This is a genomic window from Pseudomonas sp. B21-035 (assembly GCF_024748945.1).
Classification (GTDB): domain Bacteria; phylum Pseudomonadota; class Gammaproteobacteria; order Pseudomonadales; family Pseudomonadaceae; genus Aquipseudomonas.
The window spans coordinates 2,243,639-2,268,433 of record NZ_CP087179.1; the positions used below are offsets into that span (position 1 = coordinate 2,243,639).

At 64.4% G+C, this 24,795-nt stretch carries 27 protein-coding genes; 11 read left to right on the top strand and 16 right to left on the bottom strand.

What is annotated here, in order from left to right; all coding sequences use genetic code 11:
- Positions 1–30 precede the first annotated feature (30 nt).
- Together LOY22_RS10340 and LOY22_RS10345 are read right to left on the bottom strand one after the other, a co-directional pair.
- Positions 31–447: a glycine zipper domain-containing protein gene (locus tag LOY22_RS10340; RefSeq protein WP_093384495.1), complete on the bottom strand. Its 417-nt coding sequence runs from the start codon at positions 445–447 to the stop codon at positions 31–33.
- A 46-nt stretch (positions 448–493) separates the two neighbouring features.
- Positions 494–736 (bottom strand): hypothetical protein, encoded by a 243-nt coding sequence (locus tag LOY22_RS10345; protein ID WP_052676555.1) that lies wholly within the window; start codon positions 734–736, stop codon positions 494–496.
- Positions 737–1,068: 332 nt separating this feature from the next.
- On the opposite strand from LOY22_RS10345, the gene LOY22_RS10350 reads away from it, so the two are divergent.
- From LOY22_RS10350 to LOY22_RS10360, 3 genes are all read left to right on the top strand, one after another.
- The gene (locus LOY22_RS10350) at positions 1,069–1,314 is read left to right on the top strand and encodes a DUF6021 family protein (RefSeq protein ID WP_093384492.1); all 246 of its coding nucleotides are present in this window, start codon (positions 1,069–1,071) and stop codon (positions 1,312–1,314) included.
- 99 nt (positions 1,315–1,413) lie between these two features.
- Positions 1,414–1,599, top strand: a complete 186-nt coding sequence (locus LOY22_RS10355; RefSeq protein WP_143013292.1) for a hypothetical protein — start codon at positions 1,414–1,416, stop codon at positions 1,597–1,599.
- Between the two features lie 3 nt (positions 1,600–1,602).
- On the top strand, positions 1,603–2,868 hold the full coding sequence (locus tag LOY22_RS10360) for a DUF4303 domain-containing protein (RefSeq protein WP_258597366.1): 1,266 nt from the start codon (positions 1,603–1,605) through the stop codon (positions 2,866–2,868).
- 164 nt (positions 2,869–3,032) lie between these two features.
- Here LOY22_RS10360 and LOY22_RS10365 read toward each other — a convergent pair whose 3' ends face one another.
- Genes LOY22_RS10365 through LOY22_RS10375 form a run of 3 tightly spaced genes read right to left on the bottom strand, consistent with a single transcriptional unit; the run spans position 3,033 to position 5,535 of the window.
- Positions 3,033–3,458, bottom strand: coding sequence for a hypothetical protein (locus tag LOY22_RS10365; RefSeq protein WP_258597368.1), 426 nt, complete (start codon positions 3,456–3,458; stop codon positions 3,033–3,035).
- Entirely contained in the window at positions 3,455–4,786 is a 1,332-nt protein-coding gene (locus LOY22_RS10370; protein WP_258597370.1) for a cell wall metabolism sensor histidine kinase WalK, read from the bottom strand. Before LOY22_RS10370 ends, LOY22_RS10365 begins: the two co-directional genes overlap by 4 nt.
- Positions 4,783–5,535: a response regulator gene (locus LOY22_RS10375; protein WP_408980941.1), complete on the bottom strand. Its 753-nt coding sequence runs from the start codon at positions 5,533–5,535 to the stop codon at positions 4,783–4,785. The genes LOY22_RS10370 and LOY22_RS10375 overlap by 4 nt, the downstream gene beginning before the upstream one ends.
- Positions 5,536–5,655: 120 nt before the next feature.
- Here LOY22_RS10375 and LOY22_RS10380 point away from each other — a divergent pair, with 120 nt between their 5' ends.
- Both LOY22_RS10380 and LOY22_RS10385 read left to right on the top strand, forming a co-directional pair.
- Positions 5,656–5,967: a hypothetical protein gene (locus tag LOY22_RS10380; protein ID WP_093384477.1), complete on the top strand. Its 312-nt coding sequence runs from the start codon at positions 5,656–5,658 to the stop codon at positions 5,965–5,967.
- 2 nt (positions 5,968–5,969) lie between these two features.
- The gene (locus LOY22_RS10385; protein ID WP_093384474.1) at positions 5,970–6,677 is read left to right on the top strand and encodes a DUF3313 domain-containing protein; all 708 of its coding nucleotides are present in this window, start codon (positions 5,970–5,972) and stop codon (positions 6,675–6,677) included.
- Here the strand turns inward: LOY22_RS10385 and LOY22_RS10390 are convergent.
- Entirely contained in the window at positions 6,649–8,478 is a 1,830-nt protein-coding gene (locus LOY22_RS10390; RefSeq protein WP_258597374.1) for an SLC13 family permease, read from the bottom strand. The genes LOY22_RS10385 and LOY22_RS10390 overlap by 29 nt on opposite strands.
- Before the next feature lie 139 nt (positions 8,479–8,617).
- Between LOY22_RS10390 and LOY22_RS10395 the strand changes: the two genes are divergently transcribed.
- On the top strand, positions 8,618–9,016 hold the full coding sequence (locus tag LOY22_RS10395) for a hypothetical protein (RefSeq protein WP_258597376.1): 399 nt from the start codon (positions 8,618–8,620) through the stop codon (positions 9,014–9,016).
- Position 9,017: 1 nt separating this feature from the next.
- Here LOY22_RS10395 and LOY22_RS10400 read toward each other — a convergent pair whose 3' ends face one another.
- Complete coding sequence (locus LOY22_RS10400) at positions 9,018–9,437, bottom strand: RDD family protein (RefSeq protein ID WP_258597378.1); 420 nt, start codon at positions 9,435–9,437, stop codon at positions 9,018–9,020.
- A gap of 199 nt (positions 9,438–9,636) precedes the next feature.
- Between LOY22_RS10400 and LOY22_RS10405 the strand changes: the two genes are divergently transcribed.
- From LOY22_RS10405 to LOY22_RS10415, 3 genes are read left to right on the top strand one after another with little or no spacing between them, the layout of a single operon-like run.
- Positions 9,637–10,827 carry an FAD/NAD(P)-binding oxidoreductase gene (locus LOY22_RS10405; RefSeq protein WP_258597380.1) on the top strand — a complete coding sequence of 397 codons (1,191 nt, stop codon included), beginning with the start codon at positions 9,637–9,639 and terminating at the stop codon, positions 10,825–10,827.
- A 26-nt stretch (positions 10,828–10,853) separates the two neighbouring features.
- Positions 10,854–11,216, top strand: a complete 363-nt coding sequence (locus LOY22_RS10410; protein WP_195883694.1) for a DUF1641 domain-containing protein — start codon at positions 10,854–10,856, stop codon at positions 11,214–11,216.
- A gap of 26 nt (positions 11,217–11,242) precedes the next feature.
- Positions 11,243–12,067, top strand: a complete 825-nt coding sequence (locus tag LOY22_RS10415) for a methyltransferase domain-containing protein (protein ID WP_213601731.1) — start codon at positions 11,243–11,245, stop codon at positions 12,065–12,067.
- Positions 12,068–12,079: 12 nt separating this feature from the next.
- Here LOY22_RS10415 and LOY22_RS10420 read toward each other — a convergent pair whose 3' ends face one another.
- The gene (locus LOY22_RS10420; RefSeq protein WP_052676556.1) at positions 12,080–12,286 is read right to left on the bottom strand and encodes a YceK/YidQ family lipoprotein; all 207 of its coding nucleotides are present in this window, start codon (positions 12,284–12,286) and stop codon (positions 12,080–12,082) included.
- A gap of 168 nt (positions 12,287–12,454) precedes the next feature.
- Here LOY22_RS10420 and LOY22_RS10425 point away from each other — a divergent pair, with 168 nt between their 5' ends.
- Entirely contained in the window at positions 12,455–12,805 is a 351-nt protein-coding gene (locus LOY22_RS10425; RefSeq protein WP_045201247.1) for a DUF2322 family protein, read from the top strand.
- Between the two features lie 6 nt (positions 12,806–12,811).
- On the opposite strand, the gene LOY22_RS10430 is transcribed toward LOY22_RS10425, so the two are convergent.
- From LOY22_RS10430 to LOY22_RS10460, 7 genes are all read right to left on the bottom strand, one after another.
- Positions 12,812–13,501: a YoaK family protein gene (locus LOY22_RS10430; protein WP_093384453.1), complete on the bottom strand. Its 690-nt coding sequence runs from the start codon at positions 13,499–13,501 to the stop codon at positions 12,812–12,814.
- Between the two features lie 31 nt (positions 13,502–13,532).
- The gene (locus LOY22_RS10435) at positions 13,533–14,615 is read right to left on the bottom strand and encodes a helix-turn-helix transcriptional regulator (RefSeq protein WP_093384448.1); all 1,083 of its coding nucleotides are present in this window, start codon (positions 14,613–14,615) and stop codon (positions 13,533–13,535) included.
- A gap of 243 nt (positions 14,616–14,858) precedes the next feature.
- On the bottom strand, positions 14,859–15,830 hold the full coding sequence (locus tag LOY22_RS10440; RefSeq protein ID WP_093384445.1) for a PDR/VanB family oxidoreductase: 972 nt from the start codon (positions 15,828–15,830) through the stop codon (positions 14,859–14,861).
- A 57-nt stretch (positions 15,831–15,887) separates the two neighbouring features.
- Entirely contained in the window at positions 15,888–17,336 is a 1,449-nt protein-coding gene (locus LOY22_RS10445) for an NAD-dependent succinate-semialdehyde dehydrogenase (RefSeq protein WP_093384440.1), read from the bottom strand.
- A 51-nt stretch (positions 17,337–17,387) separates the two neighbouring features.
- Positions 17,388–18,509 carry an aromatic ring-hydroxylating dioxygenase subunit alpha gene (locus LOY22_RS10450; protein ID WP_045201252.1) on the bottom strand — a complete coding sequence of 374 codons (1,122 nt, stop codon included), beginning with the start codon at positions 18,507–18,509 and terminating at the stop codon, positions 17,388–17,390.
- Positions 18,510–18,680: 171 nt separating this feature from the next.
- Complete coding sequence (locus LOY22_RS10455) at positions 18,681–20,279, bottom strand: BCCT family transporter (RefSeq protein ID WP_052676557.1); 1,599 nt, start codon at positions 20,277–20,279, stop codon at positions 18,681–18,683.
- A 196-nt stretch (positions 20,280–20,475) separates the two neighbouring features.
- Positions 20,476–21,567 (bottom strand): tartrate dehydrogenase, encoded by a 1,092-nt coding sequence (locus LOY22_RS10460; protein ID WP_123567564.1) that lies wholly within the window; start codon positions 21,565–21,567, stop codon positions 20,476–20,478.
- 99 nt (positions 21,568–21,666) lie between these two features.
- Here LOY22_RS10460 and LOY22_RS10465 point away from each other — a divergent pair, with 99 nt between their 5' ends.
- Positions 21,667–22,578, top strand: coding sequence for a LysR substrate-binding domain-containing protein (locus LOY22_RS10465; protein WP_258597389.1), 912 nt, complete (start codon positions 21,667–21,669; stop codon positions 22,576–22,578).
- Between the two features lie 60 nt (positions 22,579–22,638).
- Here LOY22_RS10465 and LOY22_RS10470 read toward each other — a convergent pair whose 3' ends face one another.
- Positions 22,639–24,780, bottom strand: a complete 2,142-nt coding sequence (locus LOY22_RS10470; protein WP_258597391.1) for a TonB-dependent siderophore receptor — start codon at positions 24,778–24,780, stop codon at positions 22,639–22,641.
- Positions 24,781–24,795: the final 15 nt, after the last annotated feature.

Sequence of the window (24,795 nt, forward strand, 5' to 3'; positions counted from 1 at the left end):
AAAGGCCCGCATTGTGCGGGCCTTTCTTACTCAGCGGTGTTTGTGCTTACGCTTGTGCTTGTGTTTATGCCCGCTGGAATCGTGACGGTTATCGTCGGCGATGTTGTTGCCCAGGGCGCCGCCGGCCGCGCCACCGAGGCCGGCACCGATGGTCGAGCCGGTGCGCCCGCCCACCTGGTTGCCGATCACCGAGCCACCAGCCGAACCCAGGCCGCCGCCGATCGCAGCTTCGGTGCGGTTGCCCTTGCGTGCGCCGACCGCGCTACCGGCGGCGCCACCGACGCCGGCGCCAATGGCTGCGCCGGTGCTGCCGCCGATCTGCTGGCCGACCACGTTACCCAACGCCCCGCCCAGGCCACCACCAATGGCGGCGGTGCCGTCGCCGGCAGCCATGGCGCCCTGGGAGAGCAGGATACCCAGCGTCAATGCAGGTAATGAGATACGCATGTTGTTAGCCTCAGGAAATACGGGGGTTATGGGAACAGCAGGCAGCTCAGTCGTCATCATCGTCGTCACGGTCGCGACGCCGGTCATGGTCGTAGTTGCGGTAGCGGTCGTCATCGCGGTAGCGCTTGTAGTTGCGATGGTCGTGATCGTCGCGGTCGTCCCAGTCGCGGGAGTAGCGATGGTCACGGTCGCCACGGCGGTAATCGTCGCGGTCGTAATCGTGGTAATAGCAGCCGGAGGCGGCCAGTACGCTGGTGATCACGGCGATTTGCGTCAGCTGTTTCAGCACTGAGGGTCCTTGATCCGCAGGGCGGTAGGGAAGGTACAAACTCAGACTGTGTTTTCGGGATTTTGTTTCCCCATGAGCGTTGTAATTTGCCGCAACAAAAAAGGCCCACCGAGGTGGGCCAAACGTTCTGAAGGGAGGAATTGGAGGATAAATCCGCGGCGGTTAAGCCGTCGTTAAGGCGGGGCCGGGTCTATAATTTTTTCGCGTTGCCCGTCTTGCCCTCTATATCCGTGCTGATGCAGCCCACTGATCAGATCCAATCGCACGATTCTCCCGCGCCGGCCTCCCAATAACACGCCTCTGGCTTCTGGAGGCGCGATCAGGAGGACTTCATGAACAAGCACAGCGACAGCGGCGCAAATTCGTCTGAACACGCCAGCAAAGCGGATGACTTGGGCTTCGACCCGGACTCGCCGGACCTCGATGATCCGCAGGTCGACCCAACCGGGCCGGCCAAGGCGCCTAACCAGCCCCGACCCGACCAGGCCGCCCGGGACAACGACTACAGCCCGGACTTCAAGTCCAGGCCCGAAGACAAACCGCGCAAGGACGCCGACATTGATACCGATGGTGGATAGCAACCGCGCAGTTGACAGGCGCGCGCATCTGCGCCAAGTTGGCCGCCTTCAAGCCTGACCTCGGTCGGGCTTTTGTTTTTTCTGGCAGGGATGTCGATCGTGAAGTTTCTCAAGAAAGCCGTGTGGTTTGTCCTGTGTGTTACCTCCGGGATTGTCATGGGTACCGGGCTGTTCCAGTTCGTCGGGCCTGGCGGCAATACCGACCTGGGCGCGATGCTGGTGATGATCGCGTTCTTCATGGGCTATTTTTTGCGCCCGCAACGCCCGCGGCAAGTGGTGCGCTGAGCCATGGACTGGAAAGCCCTGGAGAACAGCCTGGTCGAGTCGGCCCGGGCCACCCTGGAGGCGCTGCTCGCTGAAGGTGTCGGGCCGCTGTATGGCGCCGCCTTCCATGCCAGCTACCGCGAAGAGGAGCGGGTCATCGACCTGCCGTCGTTTGCCGCCAACAGCCTGGCGGCGCTGGAGGAGGATCATCCGCGGCGCAAGCAGGAGGGCTTCTGGGGCGTGCAGTGGAACCCGGCGGACTGGCGCTGGGACTGGATGCTGGACGATTACGCCAACCCCACCCTGAGTGCCCTCGAAGCGCCGATGCAAGCCTACGCCAATCGCGCCGGGCCGGATGCCTGGACGGCGGCCGAGCAGCGGTTCGTGCAGACCGTAGCGCGCGCTGCCAAGGCGCTCAACCGCATTTACGCTAAAGACCCACGGTTGGCCAAGGACTTCATCGTGTTCTTCCATGATGAATGCGGCGGGCCGCAGCTTGCGGCCAAAAGCCTGACGCCGCGCCAGTTTCTGCTGCACTTCCCCGAGCAGGACGCCACTGGCCAGGAGCGTCGCCGGGTAGCCGCGCTGGCAGAGCAAGAGCAGGTGAGTTATTACCTGCGCTGCCTTGTCCGTCCTATGCCGATTGACGCTGAAGAGGCCTGCCGCTGGCTGATTGCCCGGGGTGCCAGTGCCACGGCGGCGCTGGTGCAGATGCTGCACAAGGGCCCGGAGCGCTGGCGGGCGGCGATGCTCCTGGGGCTTGCCGGGGTCGCCGACCCGGCGGCAATCGCGGCGCTGCGCTTGCAAGTGGTCAACGGCACAGAGCCGAGCACGCGCAGGTGGAGCGCCAACGCGCTGGGTTACCTGGGTGATTTCGACTGGTTGCTGGCGCAGGCTGATGACGCAGCGCTGGCGAGCTTGGCGGTGGCGGGTTGCTGCGCCAATCTTCGGGCCTTTCGGGATCAGGGCGCGCAGGCGCCGGTACTTGACTACCGGCCGCTGGAAACCCTGCTGCAGCGTTACCCGCAGTGCGCAGCGGACGCCGAGGAGGTGATCAAGCCGGGCTCCAGCTACTGCACCATCAGCAACAGCGATATCGACGAAGCTCTGCGCGGCCTGGGGTGCGAGCATGTCGCCATTCGTCGCCATGCCGCCTGTGTGCTCGACAACCGTCGACTGGGCAAGCGCAAGCTGAAAGCGGCCCTGATCGCGCTGCAGGAATGCCTCACTGATGCTGACCCGAAGGTGGCCTACCTGGCTGGCTTGACCTTGGAGTCGCTGCAACGCTGAGACGGGCAACCTGCCTCTGTCTTGGCAGCCACTGGTCCAGCGGACACAGCTCCACTGTGGGGCTTTGCCAGCGTCCTACAGGTCCGGTGTATGCAGATCTATTGTGGGAGCGGTGTATGCAGATCTATTGTGGGAGCAACTGTCTTGATCAGGCTGTTAGCACATCACCTGGCGCCTGCTCGCCTGGCGCCGCAAACACCCAACCATACAAAGGACAGCAACCAGACGTAATACCCATAGGTGTACCCGGTAACGGTGAACTGACCATCCTCGTCATACAGGCTCACCCGTTGCCACTGCAGCGACAACCCGGCCAGCAACGCCAGCAGGGCATAGATCAACCGGCGCCTGTCGCTGCGGGTGCGGTAGGCCGCCAGGAACAAGGGGTTCGCCAGCCAGGCGAAGTAGCCGAACAGCATCGCCGGCAAGCCCAGGATGCAAGCAATGAAGCCGGAATTGATGGCGTGGCTGTACTCCTCGCGCAGCCAGTTGTGCTCCTCGCTGTGCACCGCCGGGAGCACCAGGCTCAGCAGGTACAGAGCAAGAGCCAGGTGACGCCATTGCAGCCGGGGCAGGCGCCATTTGTTCATCGCGGCAACTCGATGCGCGCCACCAGGCCACCGCCCTGGCGGTTGCTCAGGAGCAGTTCGCCGCCTTGTTCACGCACTGCCGAGCGCGCCGACGACAGCCCCAGGCCAACCCCACCGGTATCACGGTTGCGCGAGGACTCCAGGCGAAAGAACGGCATGAACACCTGTTCCAGCGAGGCCTCGGCAATGCCCGGGCCGCGGTCGCGGATTTCGATGATGATGGCCTGGGCGCCGCGGCTCAACTGCACTTCGGGCTCGCGGGCGTACTTCAGGGCATTTTCCACCAGGTTGGTCACGGCGCGCTTCAAACCCAGTGGCCGGCCATGGAACACCAGGTTGGCCGGGCCTTCGAAAGCGATGCCGATCTGCTGGTCGCGGTAGTCGTCGATCAGAGTTTGCAGCAGTTCGGCCAGGTCGAACGGGGTGGTTTCTTCCAGCCGGGTTTCGTCGCGGAAAAAACCCAGCGCGGCATTGATCATGCTTTGCATCTCATCAACGTCACGGAACAGCTTGCGCTGTTGCTCGGGGTCGTCGATGAACTCGCCGCGCAGGCGCATGCGCGTCAAGGGCGCGCGCAAGTCGTGGGAGATGGCGGCGAGCATCTGCGTACGCTCGGCGACGAAGTGCTGGATCTGCGCCTGCATGGTGTTGAAGGCGGTGATCGCCTGGCGCCACTCGTGCGGGCCTTCGAGGCGGATGGGCGGTGCGCGAAAATCACTGCCAAAGCGCCGCGCCGCCCGGGCGAAGCGCTGCAGCGGGCCGGCCAGCTGGCGGGTGCCGACCCAGGCCACCAGCAGCGCGGCAACCAGGGCCAGCACGCCGATGATGGTAAAGCGCATGGCCGAGCTCAGGCCCCAGCTGCGATATGGCGGGGTGAAGGCCAGCCAGCTGCCGTCGCTGATCTGCATGACCAGTTTGTAATGGGCGTCGGCGCTGTCCGCCGGCCAGTCGCTGGGCTGGAATCCCTCAAGCTGGCGTGGGCTGTCGGCCAGCAGGCGCTGCAGCGGCGGGGTTTCTTCGAGGGTAATCCGCGCGCCCGGCCCGGGCAGTTGCAGGTCGGCGCGCTGGCGGCTCCACTGCACCTCGAGCAGCGGGTTGCTGGCGGCCTTGGCCAGGGTCGCGCGCAGTTCCGCCGGTGCGGCTTCGAGGGTGCGGGTGGTGACGGCGATCTGTTCCAGCAGGCCGGTCTGGGTCAACGGCGGGCGCGCCCAGACCCCGGCCATTTGCACGAACAGCACATTGAGCGCCACCGAGGTCAGCATCGCCGCGATGATGGTCAGGGCGATGCGCCGGCTGATGCTGTCGCGGCGCAGGACGAGGCGGATCACGAGCGGCTGACCTTGGCGCTGAACAGGTAACCGCCATTGCGCACGGTGCGGATCAGCTCCGGGCGCTTGCTGTCGGGTTCGATCTTGCGCCGCAGGCGGCTGACCTGCACGTCGATGCTGCGGTCGAACGCCTCGTGCCCCTGGCCGCGGGCGAGGTCGATCAGTTGCTCGCGGGTGAGGATGCGCTGCGGGTGTTCGAGGAATACCAGCAACAGGTCGAACTCTCCGGCCGACAGCGGCACCATCACCCCGTCGGGGGTGCGCAGTTCACGGCGGGTGACGTCCAGCTGCCAGTGGTCGAAATGAATCAGCGGGCGGCTTTCCTCGTTTGTCGGGCGCAGTTGCTCACCGGCCCGGCGCTGCACGGCGCGCAGGCGGGCGAGCAGCTCGCGGGCGTCGAAGGGCTTGCCCAGGTAGTCGTCGGCGCCCAGCTCCAGGCCGACGATGCGGTCACTGAGCTCGTCCATGGCGGTCAGCATGATGATCGGGATGCCGGTGTTGGCGCGCAGTTTCTGGCACAGGCTCAGGCCGCCTTCGCCGGGCAGCATCAGGTCGAGGATGATGATGTCCGGGCGCTGCTGCTCGATCGTCGCCCACATGGCCTCGCCGTTGCCGGCCAGGTCGACGTCATAGCCGTGGCGGACAAAGAACTTCTTCAGCAGGGCACAAATTTCCAGGTCGTCATCGACGATCAGCAGTCTGCTCACGTTGTGGTCCACGGGCCGTGAAAAGTGCGTATCTAAAACCATTCTGCGCTGCCGGTCATTTATTTCAATCTCGTAACATTCCTGCACGGCCGACACAAAGCGGACATCAGCCAGCAAAAGCCCTGGGGCAGGCTGTGGCCAGTTCACTCAAGAGAGTTTTCCATGCCGGCCACCCACCCGACCCAAGACTTTGACAGCAACCAGTCGCTGACCCTCGACCTGCGTACCCAGGAGCTCTGGCGCAACGCGCTGCTCAGCTACCAGGACTCGCGCCTGGGTTTGTCCAGCGACGGCAGGCACATGCTCCTCAGCCATTATTTCGAGCGCTACAGCCCGACCAGCAATCAGTGGATGGAGTACAGCTACAAGATCCCCGTGGGCGAACTGGTGCACTGGATCATGAGCCACGGCGAGCTGCACGTGGACCGCTCGACCAGCACGCCGCGCCCGGCCAATGACGGCTTCGGAGGCTGAGCATGCGCAAGCAATTGATCGTACCGCTGTTGAGCGCCTCGCTGCTGCTGGCCGGTTGCAGCCAGAACAAGGTCAGCCCCAAGGAGTACTCGGGCTTTTTGCGCAACTACGACCAGCTGAGCGAACACAAGACCGCTTCCGGCGACGCCGTGCTGCGCTGGGTCAGCCCCAAGCTGCGCATGGAGCGCTACAGCCAGGTGTACATTGCCCCGAGCCAGTTCTACCCGATGCCCAAGACCAGCCCGCAGATCCCGGCGAGCACCCTGCAGGCGGTAACCCGTTACTACGATGCGGCGCTCAAGCGCGAACTGGGCAAGGTCCTCAACCTGGTCGAGCAGCCCGGCCCGCACACCTTGATCGTGCGCCCGGCGATCACCTCGGTGGGCGCCCATACCCAGGCGCTGCATTTTTATGAATACCTGCCGGTGACCCTGGTGGCCGCCGGAGTCAGCAGCGCCGTCGGTATTCGCGATCTGGACAGCGTGATCGCCACCGAAGCAGCGTTCCTCGACGGCGGCAGCCGCGCGGTGGTTGCCGAGGTGGTGCGCAAGGGCACCGGCCTGCCGCTGGAGAACGACGATCAGGTGATGACCGCCGACAACCTCAAGGTGGTCCTTGATGGCTGGGCGCGGGACTGGCGCCAGGCCGCCGAAACCCTCCAGGCGCAGAAGCGCGGCGCCGTCACAGGGCAAACAGCCAAGGCACCATGATCACGCTGACCACCATCACCAGCAGGGTGAACGGCACCCCGACCTTGACGAAATCGCCGAAGCGATACTGGCCGGGGCCGAGCACCAGGGTGTTGACCGGCGACGATACCGGGGTCATGAACGCCGCCGAGGCGGCCAGGGCGACGATCATCGCAAAGGGGTAGGGCGAGGCGCCCAGTTGCTCGGCGGTGGTCACCGCCACCGGCGCCATCAGTACCGCGGTGGCGGTGTTGGAGATGAACAGGCCGATGATCGCGGTGATGGCGAACAGGCTGGCGAGGATCACATAGGGCCCGGCGCTGCCGAGCATCTGCACCAGGCCGTGCACGGCCAGGGCGATGCCGCCGGTTTTCTGCAGGGCCAGGGCGAACGGCAGCATGCCGACGATCAGCACCAGGCTCTGCCAGTGGATGGCGCGGTAGGCGCTGTTCATGTCGATGCAACGCCCGGCGCCCATCAGCAGGCAGCCGATCAGCGCGGCAATCACGTTGGGCACCACGCCGCTGACCATCAGCCCGACCATCACCGCCAGGCTGATCAGCGCATAGGGCGCGCGGTTGCCGGCCGGGGCGACGTTGTCGATTTCCGCTGGCAGGCTCAGTACCAGGAAGTCCCGCGGCTGGGTCTGCAACTGGCGAATGGCTTTCCAGGTGCCGATCATCAGCAGGGTATCGCCGAGCTTGAGTTTTTCTTCCACCAGTTGATCTTCGATGGCGTTCTGGTCGCGGCGCAGGCCGACCACGTTGAGGCCCCAGCGGCTGCGGAAGGTCAGCTCCAGCAGGCTCTTGCCGATCAATTGCGAGCCCGGCGGCACCGCCACTTCGGCCATGCCCACTTCCTGGGACTGGTCGATGAAGTAGGCGGCCTTGAAGTGCAGCGGTTCCAGCTGCATGCTCTGGCACAGGCTGCGCAGGTCGTCCTTGGGCGCGAACAGGTCGAGCAGCAACACGTCGCCTTCGTGCACCGTGGTGCTCGAATCGGGGCTGAGCACGCGGGTGGTGAACTTGTGCTGGCGCTCGATGCCGACCACGCTGGCGCCGTGTTCGGTGCGCAGTTTCAGTTCGCTCAGGCTGTGGCCGATCAAGGGCGAACCGGGGCGCACGCGCAGGCGCCGTTCGCGGCCGGCGAGCTTGTAGTCGATGATCAGGTCGAGCAGGGTGCGGCGGGTTTGCGCGCTGCCGTCCTTGCGCACTTCGCCGCCCAGCCAGTGGCGGGTCAGGAGCATGTAGCCAACCCCCAGCAACAGCACCACCAGGCCGAACGGGGTAAAGCTGAAGAAGCTGAAACCGCTTTCGCCATGGCGCACCAGTTCACTGTGCACCACCACGTTGGGCGGGGTTGCCACCAGGCTGAGCATGCCGCTGATCAAGCCGGCGAAGGCCAGCGGCATCATCAGCCGGCTGGGTGAGACCTGCATGCGCGCGGCAATGCTCAACACCACCGGAATGAAGATCGCCACCACCCCGGTGGAGCTCATCACCGAGCCCAGGCCGGCGACGCAGACCATCAGCAAGACAATCAGCCGCGCTTCGCTGTTGCCGGCGCGGTCGGCCATCCACTCGCCGATGCGGTAGGCGATGCCGGTGCGCACCAGGCCTTCACCGATCACGAACAGGGCGGCGATCAGCACCACGTTGGGGTCGCTGAAACCGGCCAGGGCTTCCTGCACGCTGATGATGCCCAGCAGCGGCAGGGCGACGATCACCAGCAGGGCGACCACGTCCATGCGTGGCCGGTTGGCGATGAACAGGGCCACGGCGCTGAACAGCAGGCCGAGTACCCAGAGCAGATCGTGGTTCATGCAGTCATCCTGATACCTGAAGGCTGCAAGTCTGGCAGAAAATCAGCGCCAGTTCGTTGATGTGCTGCAGCGTGCGGGGCATTGCCGCGGATCGGTGGTAGAGTGGCCGCCGATTTTTGCTCATTCAAGGAAGAACGTTTTGGACCACAACACCAGCAACTGGAAGGGCACCGCCGTGGCCCTCGGTTTCATTGGCTGCATCACGCTGATCGGCTACATCATCAACTACACCTCGACGATCAATGTCTTTCTGATCTGGGATTTCAAGGCCTACTCCTACATCGCCATTTGCTTCAGCCTGGTGGCCCTGGCGTTGCTGGGCACGTTTTTGCTCAATCACCACAACATCGACACCAACGTCTTCGGCGGCCTGCTGGTGTTGGCGATAGCGGGTATCTCGCAGATGATCTTCGGCGTCGAGCCCTCGGTGATCATGTGCCTGGGCGGGCTGTACGTGGCGGGGGTGATAGGGCTGATGAACGGCATGGCCAACAAGCGTGAAGTCGAAGAAGACGAGGACGCCGACGAGGCTTTGTAAGTTAGCCGGTGCCTGCCTGCTGGCGCAGCACCCTGAGGTCGCGGCTGTCGATCACATAGGTGCGCGCCAGCCAGTCGCCGGGCCGCTGGCAATGGCGCGACTCGGCGCACAGCCAGATGACGATCAGGCCAAAGGCGGCCTCGAGAGGCCGGGTGATGCCGCGCACCAGCGCCTGCAACAGGTTCGGCGGCTGGCCGGCGCGGTTGATCACCATCAGCCCCAGCAGCAGCTTGCCCGGGGTTCGCCCGCGCATCAGGTATTCAAATACCGGGAAGTACAGCAGCTGCATCAGCAGCATGCCGTCTTCGCCACGGCCATAGCCGAGCACGGCCAGCACAAACCAGGCGCCGAGGGCGAACAGGGTATCGAGCAGCCAGGCGCCGATGCGGCGGATGATCAGGGTGGTGCGGGAGACGTGCATGGTGATGGCGCTGATCCTTGCGAGGTGGGGCGATGGTCGCATTCCTGGCGCTTTAACGCACGGCCTGGATTGGCAGCAACCCCCTGATGCGCTCACAATTTTTGCACCAATGGATTAACACTTATAGCCAAGGAGTATTTGCTTATTGTCGCCGGTGCTTTAACCATGTGGATTGGATCCACAGCAGGGATGCGACTCAATGGCCAGGCATATTGTCATTGCGGGTGGCGGCGTCGGCGGTACGATGCTGGCCAATCAACTGGTAAGCAAGCTCTACCCGGAAGTGCTCAGCGAGCAGGTGCGCGTGACCCTGCTGTCCAATTCCGCTCATCACTACTACAAGCCCGCGTTCATGTACGTGGCCTTCAACCAGTTCTTCGAAAACGAGCTCAAGCGCCCGCAGCGCTCGTTGCTGCGCCCGGAAATCGACTTCCAGGTGCAGGAAGTCACCCACTTCGATTTCGCCGGGCAAACCCTGCATACCCGCTCAGGCAAGCGCTACGGCTATGACTTTCTGGTGATCGCCACCGGCTGCGTGCCCGCCCCGGAGCGTATCGAGGGCCTGCAGGAGGCCGGTGACCACTTCTACCAGTACGAGCCGGCGCGGCAACTGGCGCGGCGCCTGGCGAGCATCGAGAAGGGGCGGATTTTCATCACCGTGTCGTTTCCGCAAACCCCCAACGTGCCGCACCAATGCGGCATCGCTCCGGTGGAAACCACCCTGATGCTCGACGACTACCTGCGCCAGCGCGGGGTGCGCGACAAGGTCGAGATCATCTACACCTACCCGAGCACCGCGCAGCTGCTGCGCAATTGCCTGTTCTTGCAGCGGCCCACCGGCGAGATCCTGCCGGGCATTTTCGAGCAGAAGAACATCCGCTTCCAGCGCGGCTTCACCCTCAGCAAGGTCGATCCCGCACAGCGCATTGCCTACTCCGAAGAGGGCGACGCGCAGCCGTTCGACATTCTCATGGCCACGCCGCCAATCCGCGCGGTGGATGCCGTGTTGCACAGCGGCGCCTCGCGCGCGCCGAACAACGAAGGCTGGCTGCCGACCAACCACGAAACCCTGCAGGTCTATGGCCTGGACGGCGTGTATGTGATCGGCGACAGCGTCGACCTGCCGATCAGCAAGGCCGGCGGCGCCTGCCATAACCAGGCACCGATAATCGCCAACAACATCGCCGGCGAAATCCGCCTGGGCAGCACCTGCGCGGTGTACGACGGCAAGGTCCAGGCTGCGGCGCAGATGGGCCTGGGGATGGGCATGCCGCTGTGCTACGACTACCTTCACGACGTGCTGCCGACGCCGCCGACCAAGCTTGGCAGCCTGTTGCGCAATGGATTCAACCGCGGCCTGTACTGGGCCGTGGCCCGTGGAATGCTTTGACCCGACAACGGGAGGAGCCGAGTGTCATGGATGCTATCGATTCACCCGCCGTAGTGAGCGCCAACCCGGGCCTGGACGCCCTGCTGCGCAAACTCCAGCCGCTGCTCGACAGTGGCCGCCTGGACAACGTCGTCGACCTGCTGTCACTGAGCGCCGACCTTGTCGACCTGCTCGATGCGGCCATGGTCGAGAAACTCTCGGGGCTGTTCGAGGAGGCCACGGCCCTGAGCTGGAACCTGGGCAATGCCTTGCGCATGGCCTCGGCGCAAACCCGCAACCAACCCACCCCCAGCCTGTATGGCCTGCTGTTGCTGCTACGAGACCCGCACACCCGTCGAGGGCTTGCCCTGGTACTCAGAGTATTGAATGTCATTGGACGACAGGATTGATCGCACGGAGCTAGAGGACCACCGTCATGCTCGAACCGCGTAAACGCACCACCGCACCCGGCGCCAACAGCGCCTGGGACCCCAAAAGCTACCTGCAGTTTGCCCGCCTGCGCGAACGCCCGGTGCTGGAATTGCTCGACCACCTGCACCTGGACTCACCCGAATGCATCTATGACCTGGGCTGCGGCACCGGCATCGCCACGCGCCTGCTCGCCGAGCGCTGGCCACGGGCCGAGCTGTTCGGCGTCGACAGTTCGGTCGAGATGCTCCAGGAGGCCCTGGCACTGCCGATCAGCGTCAACTGGCTGCATGTCGATGTCAGCCAGTGGCAGGCGCAAAAACCGGCCAACCTGCTGTTCGCTGCCGCCGTGCTGCACTTTATCGAAGACCACGAAAGCCTGTTGCCGCGCTTGCTCGGGCAGTTGCAGGCGGGCGGCTGCCTGGCTGCGCACATGCCCAACTGGCGCGATGCGCCCTGGTACCAGTTGATGCTGCGCGCCCTCAGCGAGCCCGGGCCCAGTGGCCGGCCGTTAGGGACCCTGGAACTGCGCAAGTTCATGGCCGCGCGCAATGTGCTGACGCTGGACAGTTACTATCGCTTGCTGGCGCCGCTGACCCGCGAGCTGGACATCTGGGAGACCGAGCACCTGCAGGTGGTCGAGGGCAATTCGCCGATCTTCGACTGGGTCAAGGTCTCGGCCCTGCGCCCGGTGCTCACTGCCCTGGACGAGGTCGAACGCCAGGCCTTTCTCGACAAGTACCTGAAGCTGTTGCACGCGCACTACCCGCAGGAGGACGACGGCCGCACGCTGTTCCCGTTCAAGCGCACCTTTATTGTCGCCACCCTGTGAATTTGCCCGGCGTCAGCGCCGGGCGATGTCGTAGGGCAGCAGCACTACGTCCAGGGTCACGTCCACCGGCAGCGAGACGATAAAGGCCGCCGGGCAGACCAGGGTTGGCCAGCAGTACTGTAGGTAGGTCGGGGCGAACAGCATCGCCACATTCGAGCGGCTGCCCATGAAGGCGCCATCGGAGGGGCGCTCGGAGTAGTAGCCCGAGCCCCGACCCATGATCGAGCCGCAGGCAGAGAGGGCGAGGGTGCTGCTGAGCAGCAGGCAGGCGAGGGTTCTGATGGTGCGCTTCCTTGGCAGATGAAACCGCTGCTTTATGCGCGCGGGTTGTCTCTTTGACGCCCGGGCAATGCTACAGTCACGTCTTTTTTCTGACGAGGATGAGTCATGCGGGTAGTAATGGCGATGGTCGCTGCAGCGTTGTTGGCCGGGTGTGCGTCTTCGGCCATGGAGGCGGCGCGCGGCCAGGCGCCGACCAAGGCCTTCACCTCGACCAAGGCGGCGGATGTGGTTGCCCAGTGCATCCAGTTCGGCTGGCAGGACGAGGACGTCTTCGGGGTCGATGCCAGCGGCTACCTCGAGCCTGGCAAGCAAGGCGGCTTCACCGTCTACACCCGTGAGGCGGAGTCCTTTGCCGACATCAAGGCCCAGGGCGCCAGCACTGCGGTCAGTTACTACGCCAAGCACAACGACAACGTCGCCCTGCGGCGCATGGCGGCCCTGGCCACCTGCCTGTAAATCTGCCTAGCGCGGCATGTACCTGAGCTGCCAGCGCCGCGGGATCTTCAGCGAGATCACGCCCAGCGCGGCGGCCAGCAGGGCGCTGAACAGCAGTGCGGCCAGATCGAAGGCCTGCTCCAGCAGCACCCCGAGCACGGCGCCGACGAACATCCCGGTCCACGGAATCAACTGCACCCGCCAGCCTTGCCGGCGCTCGCCCAGCAGCGCCCGGCCCAGGCCCCGGCCAAAGCGCGACAGCGCGCCGGTGACATAGGTGAGGCCGATCGGCAGGCCGTTCACCTCTTCAACCACGGCGTTGATCATGCCCATGGCGGTGACGGCCGAGACCAGTGCCGGCAGTTGCAGGGTGCTCGGCAGCAACGCCGCCAACCCCAGCAGCGCAGCGATGATCAGTAGCAGCGGGCACGGGCGGCGGCCGCTCAGGCGCGCGATCACCACGCCCAGGGCATTGCCGACGACAAAGGCCAGCAGCACCGCGCCAATGCGCAAAATCGGCGCCAGCTCACCTGCACCCAGCGATACCGCCAGGCGCGTGGTGTTGCCGCTCATGAACGAGACGAAATCGCCGGTGGCCATGAAGCCGATGGCGTCGGTCATGCCGGCCAGCACCGACAGCGCGGCGACAAAATACAAGCCGACCCTGCCGCGCAGGCGCGCGACCCGGGCAGAAGTGGAGGTGGAACCTGGCAGCATCCTTGGCGCTCCCGATAAGCGATGAGTGGGCTTAGGGTTTTTCTGTCAGCCGTGCTTCGAGCCCGGCGATATGCGCCTGCAGGCGCTCGTGCTCGCAGCGCTCGGCGCTGATGTCCTCGAACACGCTGATCAGGTGCTCCGGCGCACCGTCCCGGCGGCGCTGCAGCGAGGTGCGCGCGCGCACCCAGAGGTACTCGCCGTTCTTGCGGCGCACGCGTTTTTCCACCTCGTAGCGCTCGCTCTGGCCCGCGAGCATGGCCTGCAGCAACTGCAGGTTGGCGGCCAGGTCATCGGGGTGGGTGATCTGCTGGAAGGTCATGCCGTAAAGTTCTTCGGCACGGTAGCCAAGCAGCTCGCAGAGGCTGTTGTTGACCCGCTGCCAGCTGCCGTCGGGGTCGATGTAGGCGAGGGCGCCCCAGGCCAATTCGAAGATCGCCCGGAAGCGCTCTTCACTGTTGCGCAGTTCCTCTTCGGCGACCTTGCGCTCGGTGTTGTCCATGCTGATGCCGACCATCTTCACCGAACGCCCGGCACTGTCGCGCAGCACCGTGGCCCGGGAAGCAATCCAGCGCACCTCGCCGTCGGGGCGGGTGATGCGAAAATCGCATTCGCAGCCACTGCCGTCGGCCACCGCCTGGGCGTACATGGCCTGCATGTGCTCGACGTCTTCGGCCGGCAGGTGGGCCCAGAAGTCTTCGTTGCGATGCACCGGCCAGCCATAGACCTGCTCGACGTTGGGCGAGTAGGTGACTTCGTCGCTGATCAGGTTCCATTCCCAGGTGACGATGCGCGCACCTTCCTGGGCCAGCTTCATGCGCGTTTCGCTTTCCATGATCTGGGCGGTGTAGCGCCGGCGCAGGTCGGTCATCGGCAGCTCGACCACTTGCGGCTGCTGGATGTTCTGCAGGGCTTCTTCGCCGTAGCGCAGCCAGATCCAGTTGACCTTGAGAAAATCGGCCAGCTTGCGCAGGTTGTCGTAGTCGATTTCGCCGCCACGGGTCCATTTGTGTACCGCCGTGCGCGAGATCCCCAGGGCCGTGCCGACGGCTTGCAACGTCAGCTTGTGATGCTCGAGCAGTTCCTTGAGGCGAAAGGCGAAACTGTTTTCCATCATCGGCAGGGTGTCCTGATCGGGGGCCAAGAGCCTGCCAGTATACCTGTGGGGCAGCTTCAAGCTTCAAGCTTCGAGCTGCAAGAGGCGCCAGGGCGTACCTGTCTTGCAGCTTGAGGCTTGAAACCTAGCGCTTGATGCCTACAGATCCAGCACCCCTATGGGGCAGCTTCAAGCTTCGAGCTGCAAGAGGAGCCTGAGCGTACCTGTCTTGCAGCTTGAGGCTTGAAGCTTGGAGCTTGATGCCTACAGATCCAACACCAAGCGTGCCGAGCGGGCCCGCGAGACACAGAGCATCATGCTCTGCTGCGCGGCCTTTTCGTCATCGCTCAGGTATTGGTCAAAGTGCTCGGCCTCGCCTTCAAGGATCGCTGTCTCGCAGGTGCCGCACACGCCTTCGCGGCACAGGCATTCGACCTTGGCGGCCTTGGACTTCTCGATGGCCTGGAGGATGGTCATGCCTTCCTCGACCTGCAGCTCGGTGCCGGAACGGGCCAGCACCACGGTGAAGGCGGCGCCGGTCACCGGGGCGGCGGCGAACTGCTCCCAGTGCACGCGCTGCTCGCCGATGCCGGCCTTGGCGGCGGTGGCGATCACCGCATCGATCAGCGGCTTGGGCCCGCACACATACAGGTGGGCATCGTCAGCCAGGCCCGCGCACAGCGCGGCGAGGTCGAGCTTGCGCTCGAGGCTGTCGATGTAGAAACGGGTGTTGCCGGCATGCGGACCGCTTTCCAGTTGCTGCTGGAAGGCACCGTGCTCCGGGGCGCGGAAGGCGTAGTGCAGCTCGTAATCAGTGGCGCCACCTTCCAGCTCGTGCAACTGGGCCAGGAACGGCGTGATGCCGATGCCGCCGGCAATCAGCACATGGCGCCCGGCGCTGGGGTCGAGGGCGAACAGGTTGTTCGGCGAGGAGATGGTCAGGCGGCTGCCAACCTGCACCTGCTGGTGCATGAACGCCGAGCCGCCCTTGGACTGCTCTTCAAGGCGCACGCCGATCTGGTAGCTGCGGGTGTCGCGCGGATCGCTCATCAGCGAATAGGCGTTGCTGAACTGGCTGCCATCGGCGCCCTGCATCTGCACGATGACATGGCTGCCGCCGGTGAAGGCGGGCATCGGCGCGCCGTCTTCGCGGGCCAGGGTGAAGCGCTTGATCAGCGGCGTTGCCTGTTCGACTTCGGTTACCTGCACGCTGAACATTTCATACTTGTTGGCCATGTTTCACCTCGACTGCAACAGCACGCGGCAGGCCCTGCCGCGTGTCGGAACCTGTGCTCAGACCGCCAGGCACAGGTATTTGATTTCCAGATAATCCTCGATGCCGTACTTGGAGCCTTCACGGCCCAGGCCCGATTGCTTGATGCCACCGAACGGCGCGACCTCGTTGGAGATCAGCCCGGTGTTGACCCCGACCATGCCGTACTCCAGCTGCTCGGCAACCTTGAACACCCGGGCGATATCGCGGCTGTAGAAGTAGGCGGCGAGGCCGTACTGGGTGGCGTTGGCCAGGGCAATGACCTGCTCGTCGCTGCTAAAGCGCACCAGCGCCGCCACCGGGCCGAAGATTTCTTCTTCGAGCAGCTCCATGCCCGGGCCAATGTTGGCCAGCACGGTGGGTTCGAAGAAGTTGCCGCCCAGGGCATGGGCCTTGCCGCCTAGCACCAGCTCGGCGCCTTTGCCGAGCGCGTCGTCGATCAGGCTGCGGACCTTGGCCACCGCCTTGTCGCTGATCAGCGGGCCGATCTGGCTGCCGACGGCGCTGCCATGGCCGACTTCCAGGGCGCGTACGCGTTCGACGAAGCGCTGGGCAAACTGCTCATACACGCTGTCGTGCACGTAGAAGCGGTTGACGCACACGCAGGTCTGCCCGGCGTTGCGGTACTTGGCGACGATGGCGCCTTCGACCGCCGCGTCGATGTCGGCATCGGCGAAGACAATGAACGGCGCGTTGCCGCCCAGTTCCAGGCTGACTTTCTTGATGGTCTCGGCGCACTGGCCCATCAGCAGGCGGCCGATAGGCGTGGAGCCGGTAAAGCTCAGCTTGCGCACGCTCGGGTGGCCGGTGAACTGCGCGCCAATCGCCGGGGCATCGCCGGTGACCACGCTGAATACCCCGGCCGGTACCCCGGCGCGCTCGGCAAGCTCGGCCAGGGCCAGGGCGCAGAACGGTGTTTCGTTGGCCGGCTTGACCACCATGGTGCAGCCAGCGGCCAGGGCCGGGGCGACCTTGCGGGTGATCATCGCCGCCGGGAAGTTCCACGGGGTGATGGCGGTGCACACGCCGATGCCTTGCTTGATCACCAGCAGGCGTTTGTCGTTTGACGGGCTGGGGATCACGTCGCCATAAACGCGCTTGCCTTCTTCGGCGAACCATTCGACGAAGGAGGCGGCGTAGCGGATTTCACCCAGGGCTTCGTGCAGCGGCTTGCCCTGTTCGAAGGTCATCAGCCGGGCGAGGTCCTGTTCGTGTTCGAGCAGCAGTTCGAACCAGCGACGCAGCACCTGGGCGCGTTCCTTGGCGGTGCGCCCGCGCCAGTCGGCCAGGGCCGCCTCGGCGGCTTCGATGGCGCGCAGCGCTTCGTTGCCGGCCATCAGCGGCACGCTGCCGAGCAGCTCGCCGGTGGCCGGGTCGGTTACTGGCAGGCTGCGCCGGTCATCGGCGTCGCACCAGCGCCCGGCAATGTAGGCCTGCTGGCGGAACAGCTTGTTGTCATTGAGTTTCACGCAAGGCACTCCGAAGCGCGCCGCAGGCGGTCAGGCCTGCGGCGGGCGGTATCAGTCGTTGAGGTGGGCGACGGCGATCAGGTTGTGGAAGTGAGCAATGCCGTGCTCGCTCATGCCGCTGCGCTCGCGGTCGGCCATGATCCGGCCCTGGCCACGATAGCCGCGAGACTTGAGGCCTTTCTGCACGCTCTCGACCAGGCGCAGGTCTTCGGGGCGGAACACTTCGCGGTACCAGTCGATGAGCTTTTGCTGCTCTTCGCTGATGTCCTTGTTGAGGAAATAGATGTCGTAGTGCTGCAGGGTGGTTTCGGCATCGACCGGGAACTCGTAGATCACGGTCATGAAGTTGGCTCCTGGCGGCACGTTGAACATGGTGCACGGCCAGGCCCAGAAACCTGCGAAGGAGGGGTCCTTGACGCTTTCGTCGAACTTGAACGACTGCTCCGAAGGTTTCGCCAGGCCGTACTGAAGGGTCCAGTTGCCATGCATGCTGTGGCTGTACTGGCCGACGTCGACCGAGTCGGAGAAGCCCGGGTGGGCCGGGGCGCAGTGGTAGCACTCGAGGTAGTTGTCGACGATCGACTTCCAGTTGGCCGGGGTGTCGCTGACAAAGCGCGCGGCCAGGTGCAGGTCGTCGATCACGCCGCAGGCTTCACGCATGCGCGCTTGCAGGCCGGGCAGCTGGTCTTCGACCGAACCCGCTTGCATGTCCATGTTGATGAAGATGAAGCCTGCGTATTCTTCGACGCGCAGCTGCACCAGGGTCGAGTTCTCTTTGTCGAAGTTGACCACGTTGTCGCAGTTGCGCGCGTGGGCCAGGTCGCCGTCGAGCTTGAAGGTCCAGGCGTGGTACGGGCAGGTGATGACGTTCTTGGCCTTGCCGCTGCCGCTGAGCAACTGGTGGCCACGGTGCGGGCAGACGTTGTAGAAGGCGCGCAGGATGCTGTCGCGACCGCGCACGACGATGATGCTTTCGCCGATCACTTCACGGGTGATGTAGGCGTTGTTCTCGGCCACTTCACTGCGGTGGCCGACGCAGATCCAGCTGCGGGCGAAGATGTTTTCTTTCTCGTGCTCGAACACCGCGGCCTGGGTGTAGAAGCTCGCTGGGATGGTGAACGCCTCTTCGGCGTTGGCGCAGAAATCGGCGGGCAGGCGTTTGAAGTCATTCATGATCGGGGTCTCACAAGCACGGTTTTTAGTTATTGGTTAACGCGTATCTATCAGTTAACAAATCAGGCAAAAAAATTTACTGCTGTTGTAGGAGCGGGCTTGCCCCGCGATCTGGCCTGTACGAGGCTCAGATCGCTATCGCGGGGCAAGCCCGCTCCCACAGGTGTGTGATCAGTGCACTGCGGCGGCGCTGCGCGGGGCTTTTTGCGCCGGTTCTTCACCGGCCATGCGCGCCGCTTCTTCCTCGATGCGGTAGGCCGGGACCTGGCCGTAGTCTTCGATCATCCATTTGAAGAAGCCGTAGATCTTCACCAGCAGGATCACCATGAACGGGATGGCGGTGAGCACCACGGCGGTCTTCATGGTCGACAACGAGGCCTTGGCGAACAGCATGGCCAGCGGCACCAGGGTCAGCACCACGCACCAGAACAGGCGGTGGGTCGGCGTCGGGTCGTCGCCTTCGCGCAGGTTGCGGGTGCTGGTGGCGGCCACGGCATAGGCGGCGGCGTCCATGTGCGAGGCGCAGAAGATCGCCATGATGAACAGGTACACGCCCAGGAACACCTGGCCCCACGGCAAGGCCAGCAGCAGATGGGTCACCGCCGATTCGCCGCCTTGTTCGCTGAGCATCTTCGGCACGTCGACGGCGCCGGTGATGAACTGGTGCATGCTGTAGCTTTCCAGCGCACCGAAGAAGAACCAGCAACCGAAGCTGCCACCGAGCAGCAGGGCCATGACCACTTCCTTGATTTGCCGGCCGCGCGATACGCGGGTCACGAACATGGCCACGCCTGGCGCGTAGGACACCCACCAGAGCCAGTAGAACACCGTCCAGTTGCGGGTAAAGGCACCATCGCCGGCCGGGTCGGTGAACAGGCTCATGTGCACGTAGTTCTGGATCATCAGGCCAATCGAGTTGGCGGTGTTGTTGATGGTGAACTGGGTCGGGCCGACCAGCAGCACCACCAGGGCAAACACCAGGGCGCCGATACAGACCATCTTGCTCAGGCGCTGCAGGCCGCCATCGATACCGATGTAGGAGCTGAGCGAGAACATCACCGCCACCGCACCGATCACCAGCAGTTGCACGGTGAAGGTGTCCGGGGTGCCAGCCAGGTCATGCAGGCCACGGGTCAGGGTCGAGGCGGTGAGCGCCAGCGACACGGTCAGTGCGCCCATCATGGTCAGCAAAAAGATCAGGTCGACGCTGCGCCCGACCGGGCCGGTGGCCTTGAAGCCGGTCACCGCTTCAACGATCGAGGCCAGGTTCAGGCCGCTCTTCTTGCGTACATGAAAGTGATAGGCCATGGCCAGCGAGGCCAAGGCATAGATCGACCAGGCGCTGACGCCCCAGTGGAAGAACGAGTAGCTGATGCTGTACTCGAGCGCCTTGGGGGTAGCGGCGGCGATGTTCAGGCCCGGGGTCTGGTAGTAGTAGGCCCATTCCATCACGCCCCAGTACAGGGTCGAGGAACCCATGCCGGCGCAGATGAACATGAACACCCAGGTGGCGGTGGCGTACTCGGGTTTGCCACTGCCCAGGCGGATGTTGCCGTACTTGCTGAAGGCCAGGTACAGCACCGCCAGCGAGCTGCCGAACACCAGCACCTGGACACTGGTGCCGAAGGTCCGGGTCGACAGTTCGAACAACTGGTTGGCCGCGTGCTCGGCTTCGCCCGGGAAGGCTGCAAGGCCGATGACAGTGAGCAGCACGGCAATCAAACTCACGGTAATCAGGAACACATCTATCTTTTTATTTTTGTGCGACATCATCGTCTCCTGGACGTTGGCGTTCTTAGCTATACCCGGCAGGCACTCCGGGGTGTTGCGGCAGCACTCCCTGCTTCTATGTTAACTAATGGTTAACGTGAATCTTTTGGTTAACAGATTCTGCAGATAATCCGCTTCACCCGCAAGAGCCAAGGGGCCGTTTTGTCAGACAATTCTGACAATCGGCCCATGGTCCTCAACCTTCGATCAGCGCGCTGATGGCTTCGCCGACTTGCTGGGTCGACTTCTGCCCGCCCATGTCGCGGGTGGTGTCGCCGGCGGCAATGACCTGCTCGATGGCCTTGAGGATGTCGTCGTGGGCGGCGCGGTAGCGCGGGTCGGCGCCGTCGTTGCCAAGGAACTCGAGCATCAGCGCACCCGACCAGATCATCGCGATCGGGTTGGCGATGTTCTTGCCGTAGATGTCCGGGGCCGAACCGTGCACCGGTTCGAACAGCGACGGGAATTTGCGCTCGGGGTTGAGGTTGGCCGATGGCGCGATGCCGATGGTGCCGGCGCAGGCCGGGCCGAGGTCGGAGAGGATGTCGCCGAACAGGTTCGAGGCCACCACCACGTCGAAGCGATCCGGCTGCAGCACGAAGCGGGCGCAGAGGATATCAATGTGCTGCTTGTCCCAGGTGATGTCCGGATAATTGGCAGCCATGGCTGCGGTGCGCTCGTCCCAGTAGGGCATGCTCACGGCCATGCCGTTGGACTTGGTCGCCGAGGTCACGTGCTTGCGCTCGCGGGTTTGCGCCACCTCGAAGGCGTACTTGAGGATACGGTCGACACCACGGCGGGTGAACACCGACTCCTGCAGCACGAACTCGTTGGCGGTGCCTTCGAACATGCGCCCGCCCAGGGACGAGTATTCGCCTTCGGTGTTCTCGCGGATCACCACGAAATCGATATCGCCCGGCTCACGGCCAGCCAGCGGGCAGGGCACGCCAGGGAACAGGCGGACCGGGCGGATGTTCACGTACTGGTCGAAGTCGCGGCGAAACTTCAGCAGCGAGCCCCACAGCGAGATGTGGTCCGGGACTTTGTCGGGCCAGCCCACTGCACCGAAATACAGGGCGTCGAAATCCTTGAGCTGCTCGAACCAGTCGTCCGGCATCATCTTGCCGTGGGCCAGGTAGTAGTCGCAGCTGGCCCATTCGAAGAACTCGAAGCTGATGTCCAGGCCATGCTTGCGCGCGGCGGCCTCGACCACGCGGATGCCTTCGGGGAGGACTTCGTTGCCGATGCCGTCACCGGGAATTGCGGCGATTCTGAAAGTCTTGCTCATGAGGGGCGCACTCGTTGTCTAGGGAACAGGTGCGGCTCATGCTATAAGGGCAGGATTCAGAGATAATCTCGTGATTCATGGATTCTTAGTGCACGCATCGTGAATAATCTTCCCAGCCTCGACGACCTCAATATCTTCCTTCAGGTGGCCAAGCGTGCCAGCTTCGCGGCGGTGGCCGAAGAGCTCGGCATGTCGGCCGCGTTCATCAGCAAGCGCATCCGCGTGCTTGAGCAAACCCTTGAAGTGCGCCTGCTGCACCGCACCACCCGGCGGGTGACAGTGAGCGAGGAGGGCGAGCGGGTGTACCAGTGGGCGCAGCAGATTTTCGATGCGGTGCAGCGCATGGGCGATGACATCAGCGCCCAGCACCGCGAGCCGGTGGGCCAGCTGCGGATTGCCAGCAGCCTGGGCCTGGGCCGGCGCTTCGTCGCCCCGGCGCTGTCGGAGCTGGCCGAGCGCTACCCGCGCCTGGATGTACGCCTGGACGTGCATGACCGCCTGGTGGACCTGATCGAAGAGGGCGTCGACCTGGACATCCGCGTCGGCAACGCCATCGCCCCCAACCTGATTGCCAAGCCGCTGGCCCGGAACCGCCGGGTGCTGTGTGCCTCGCCGGCCTACCTGGCCCGGTGCGGCACGCCCGGGGTGCTGGCCGAGCTGGCCAGCCATGATTGCCTGGTGATCAAGGAGCGCGACCACCCGTTTGGTGTCTGGCAGCTGCAAGGGCCCAATGGTGAGGAGAGCGTGCGGGTGACCGGCAGCCTGTCAAGCAACCACGGCGAAGTGGCGCACCAGTGGTGCCTGGATGGCCGCGGGATTTTGCTGCGCTCGTGGTGGGATGTGCACGACAGCCTGGCCGACGGGCGCCTGCTGCAGGTGCTGGCGGAGTATCACCAGCCGGCGGACATCTGGGCGGTGTACACCTCGCCCTTGGCCAGCTCGGCCAAGGTACGGGTGGCGGTGGAGTTTTTTCGTCAGTACTTTGCCGAGCGTTATAGCTTGCCGGATTAGCGGTGCAAGCCCGCTCCCACAGCCTGTGTAGGAGCGGGCTTGCCCCGCGATGGCCTCACCTCAGAACGTGTAATCCAGCGTCGCAAAATACGACCGCGGCTGCCCCATCAACCACTGCTCGCCGCTATGCGCGGTGGCCGCATAACGCCGGTCCAGCAGGTTATTCAACTGCAAGCCCAGGCGCACATCCGGCAGCGCCTGCCAGCCCAGGTTGGCATCGACCACGGTAAAGCCCGGCACGCTCTGGGAGTTGGCGGTGTTGGCATAGCGCTCATCGACATAACGCAGGCCCAGGCCGGCATCGACGTCGTCGCCAAAGCCCTTGCTGACCCACAGGTTGGCGGTGCGCCGTGGCACGTTGCTTGGGCGGTTGCCGGCGCGGGAAACGCTCTGGCCGTTCACTACCTGGTCGAAGTCGTCGTATTTGGCGCGTACCACCGAGGCGTTGGCCGAAACATGCCACTGGTTGGCCAGGGCCAGTTCCAGGGTCGCTTCCAGGCCATCGGAGGTCTGCTGGCCGGCCTGTTCTTTCTGGTGGGTGTCGGGGTTGTCGACCAGCAGCTTCTTCTTGACGATGTGATAAGCCGCCAGGGTCCACTCGCCACGGCCGTCCCAGAACAGCTGCTTGAGGCCGAACTCGGTCTGTTTGGCTTCGGTCAGGTCGAACTGCTGCTGGGTCGGGCTCAGGGTCACCAGGTCGCTGACGCCATCCTCGCTGGTGGAGTACTGGCCGTACAGGCTCAGTTGCTCATTCACCGCGAACACCAGGCCGGCGCGCCAGTTACCGCCATTGAGGCTGCGGTCGCTGCGGGTGTCGTTGACCAGGTTGTTGCGGTCAATGTGGTTCTGGTCGCGACGAATGCCGGTGACCAGCGACCAGCGCTCCGACAACTGGGTGCGGTTCTCGGCGAACAGGGCGAAGGTGCGGGTGGTGCTGTCGGTTTGCGCGCGGGTCGGACTGGCGCTGTGGAAGTAGCCCGGCGCCGGCTGCCACGGGTCGACGAAATCGCCGCCGATGTCGTTGTACGGCGAGTTGCTGTCGATGCCGAAACGAATGCGGTTGTACTCGGCGCCGACCACGGTCTTGCTGGCCAGGCCAAACAGCGAGTGGTCGAAGGTGAAGCTCTGGCGATCGCCGAGCTGTTCCTGGTCGTGCTTGATCTCCAGGTAGCTGCCACGCTCAAGCTGGCCAACGCCGCTGTTCCAGCTGTAGTCCTCGGCGTTGCGCCAGTGCCGGCGGCTTTTGAGGTAGTAGAGCTGGTTGCTGGCGCTGATCGAGTCGCTGATGGTCCAGTCGGTGTTAAAGCGCGTCCACTCGTCGTGGTAGTGCTGGGCCGAATCCTTGAGGTTGTAGTTCTTCTTGCTCAGGCTGTCGCGGTAGTGGCCGTCGATCAGCGGCGTGCCGAAGTAGTTCATCGGTTCGGCGTCGCCGCGCTCGTGGGCCAGGGTGAAGCTCAGGTCGTCGCTGGCATCGAAGCGCAGGGCGGCGCTCATGGCCAGGTTCTTCGAGTCGCCACGGTCGATCCAGCCGTTGCTTTGCTGGCGGTTGAGGGTCACCCGGTAGCTCAGCCGCTCGCTCAGCGAACCGCCGCTGTCCAGGCCCAGTTGCTGGCGGTCGTAAGAGCCGTAGCCCAGGCGCAGGTGGTTGCGGATCTCGCCGGCAAAGGGTTTTTTCGGGATCACGTTGATCACCGCACCCGTGGCCCCTTCGCCGTACAGCACCGAGGCCGGGCCGCGGATCACGTCGATGCGCTCGATCATCCACGGGTCGACCGGAAAGCTCTGGGTGCCGGCGCCGGTGTACATCCGCGCGCCGTCGAACAGGGTCATCACCGAACCGTGGCCACTGAAGCCACGGGCCGACAGCGCCGTATTGCCGTTGCCCGGGGTGGCCACCGAGGTGATGCCCGGCGAGCGCGTCACGGCATCCTGCACGGTGAGGTTGTTGCGCCCGTCGATGGCTTCGCTGCCCAGGCTGCTGGTGCTGGCCGGGGTGTCCATGGCGCTGAGGTTCAGGCGCGAGCCGGCGGGCAGCGGGGTGGCCAGGCTGACGGATTCGTTGTCGCTGCTGCTGGTGATGGCCGTCGAGGGCAGGGCCAGCGCAGAGGGGCTGGGGTCATCGGCGAAAGCTGGCGCAGAGAAGGCCAGGCAGGGGGCCAGGGCATTGGCCGCCAGGGTGTGAAGCTTGGAAGTACGGGACATGTCGTTCCACAGTCA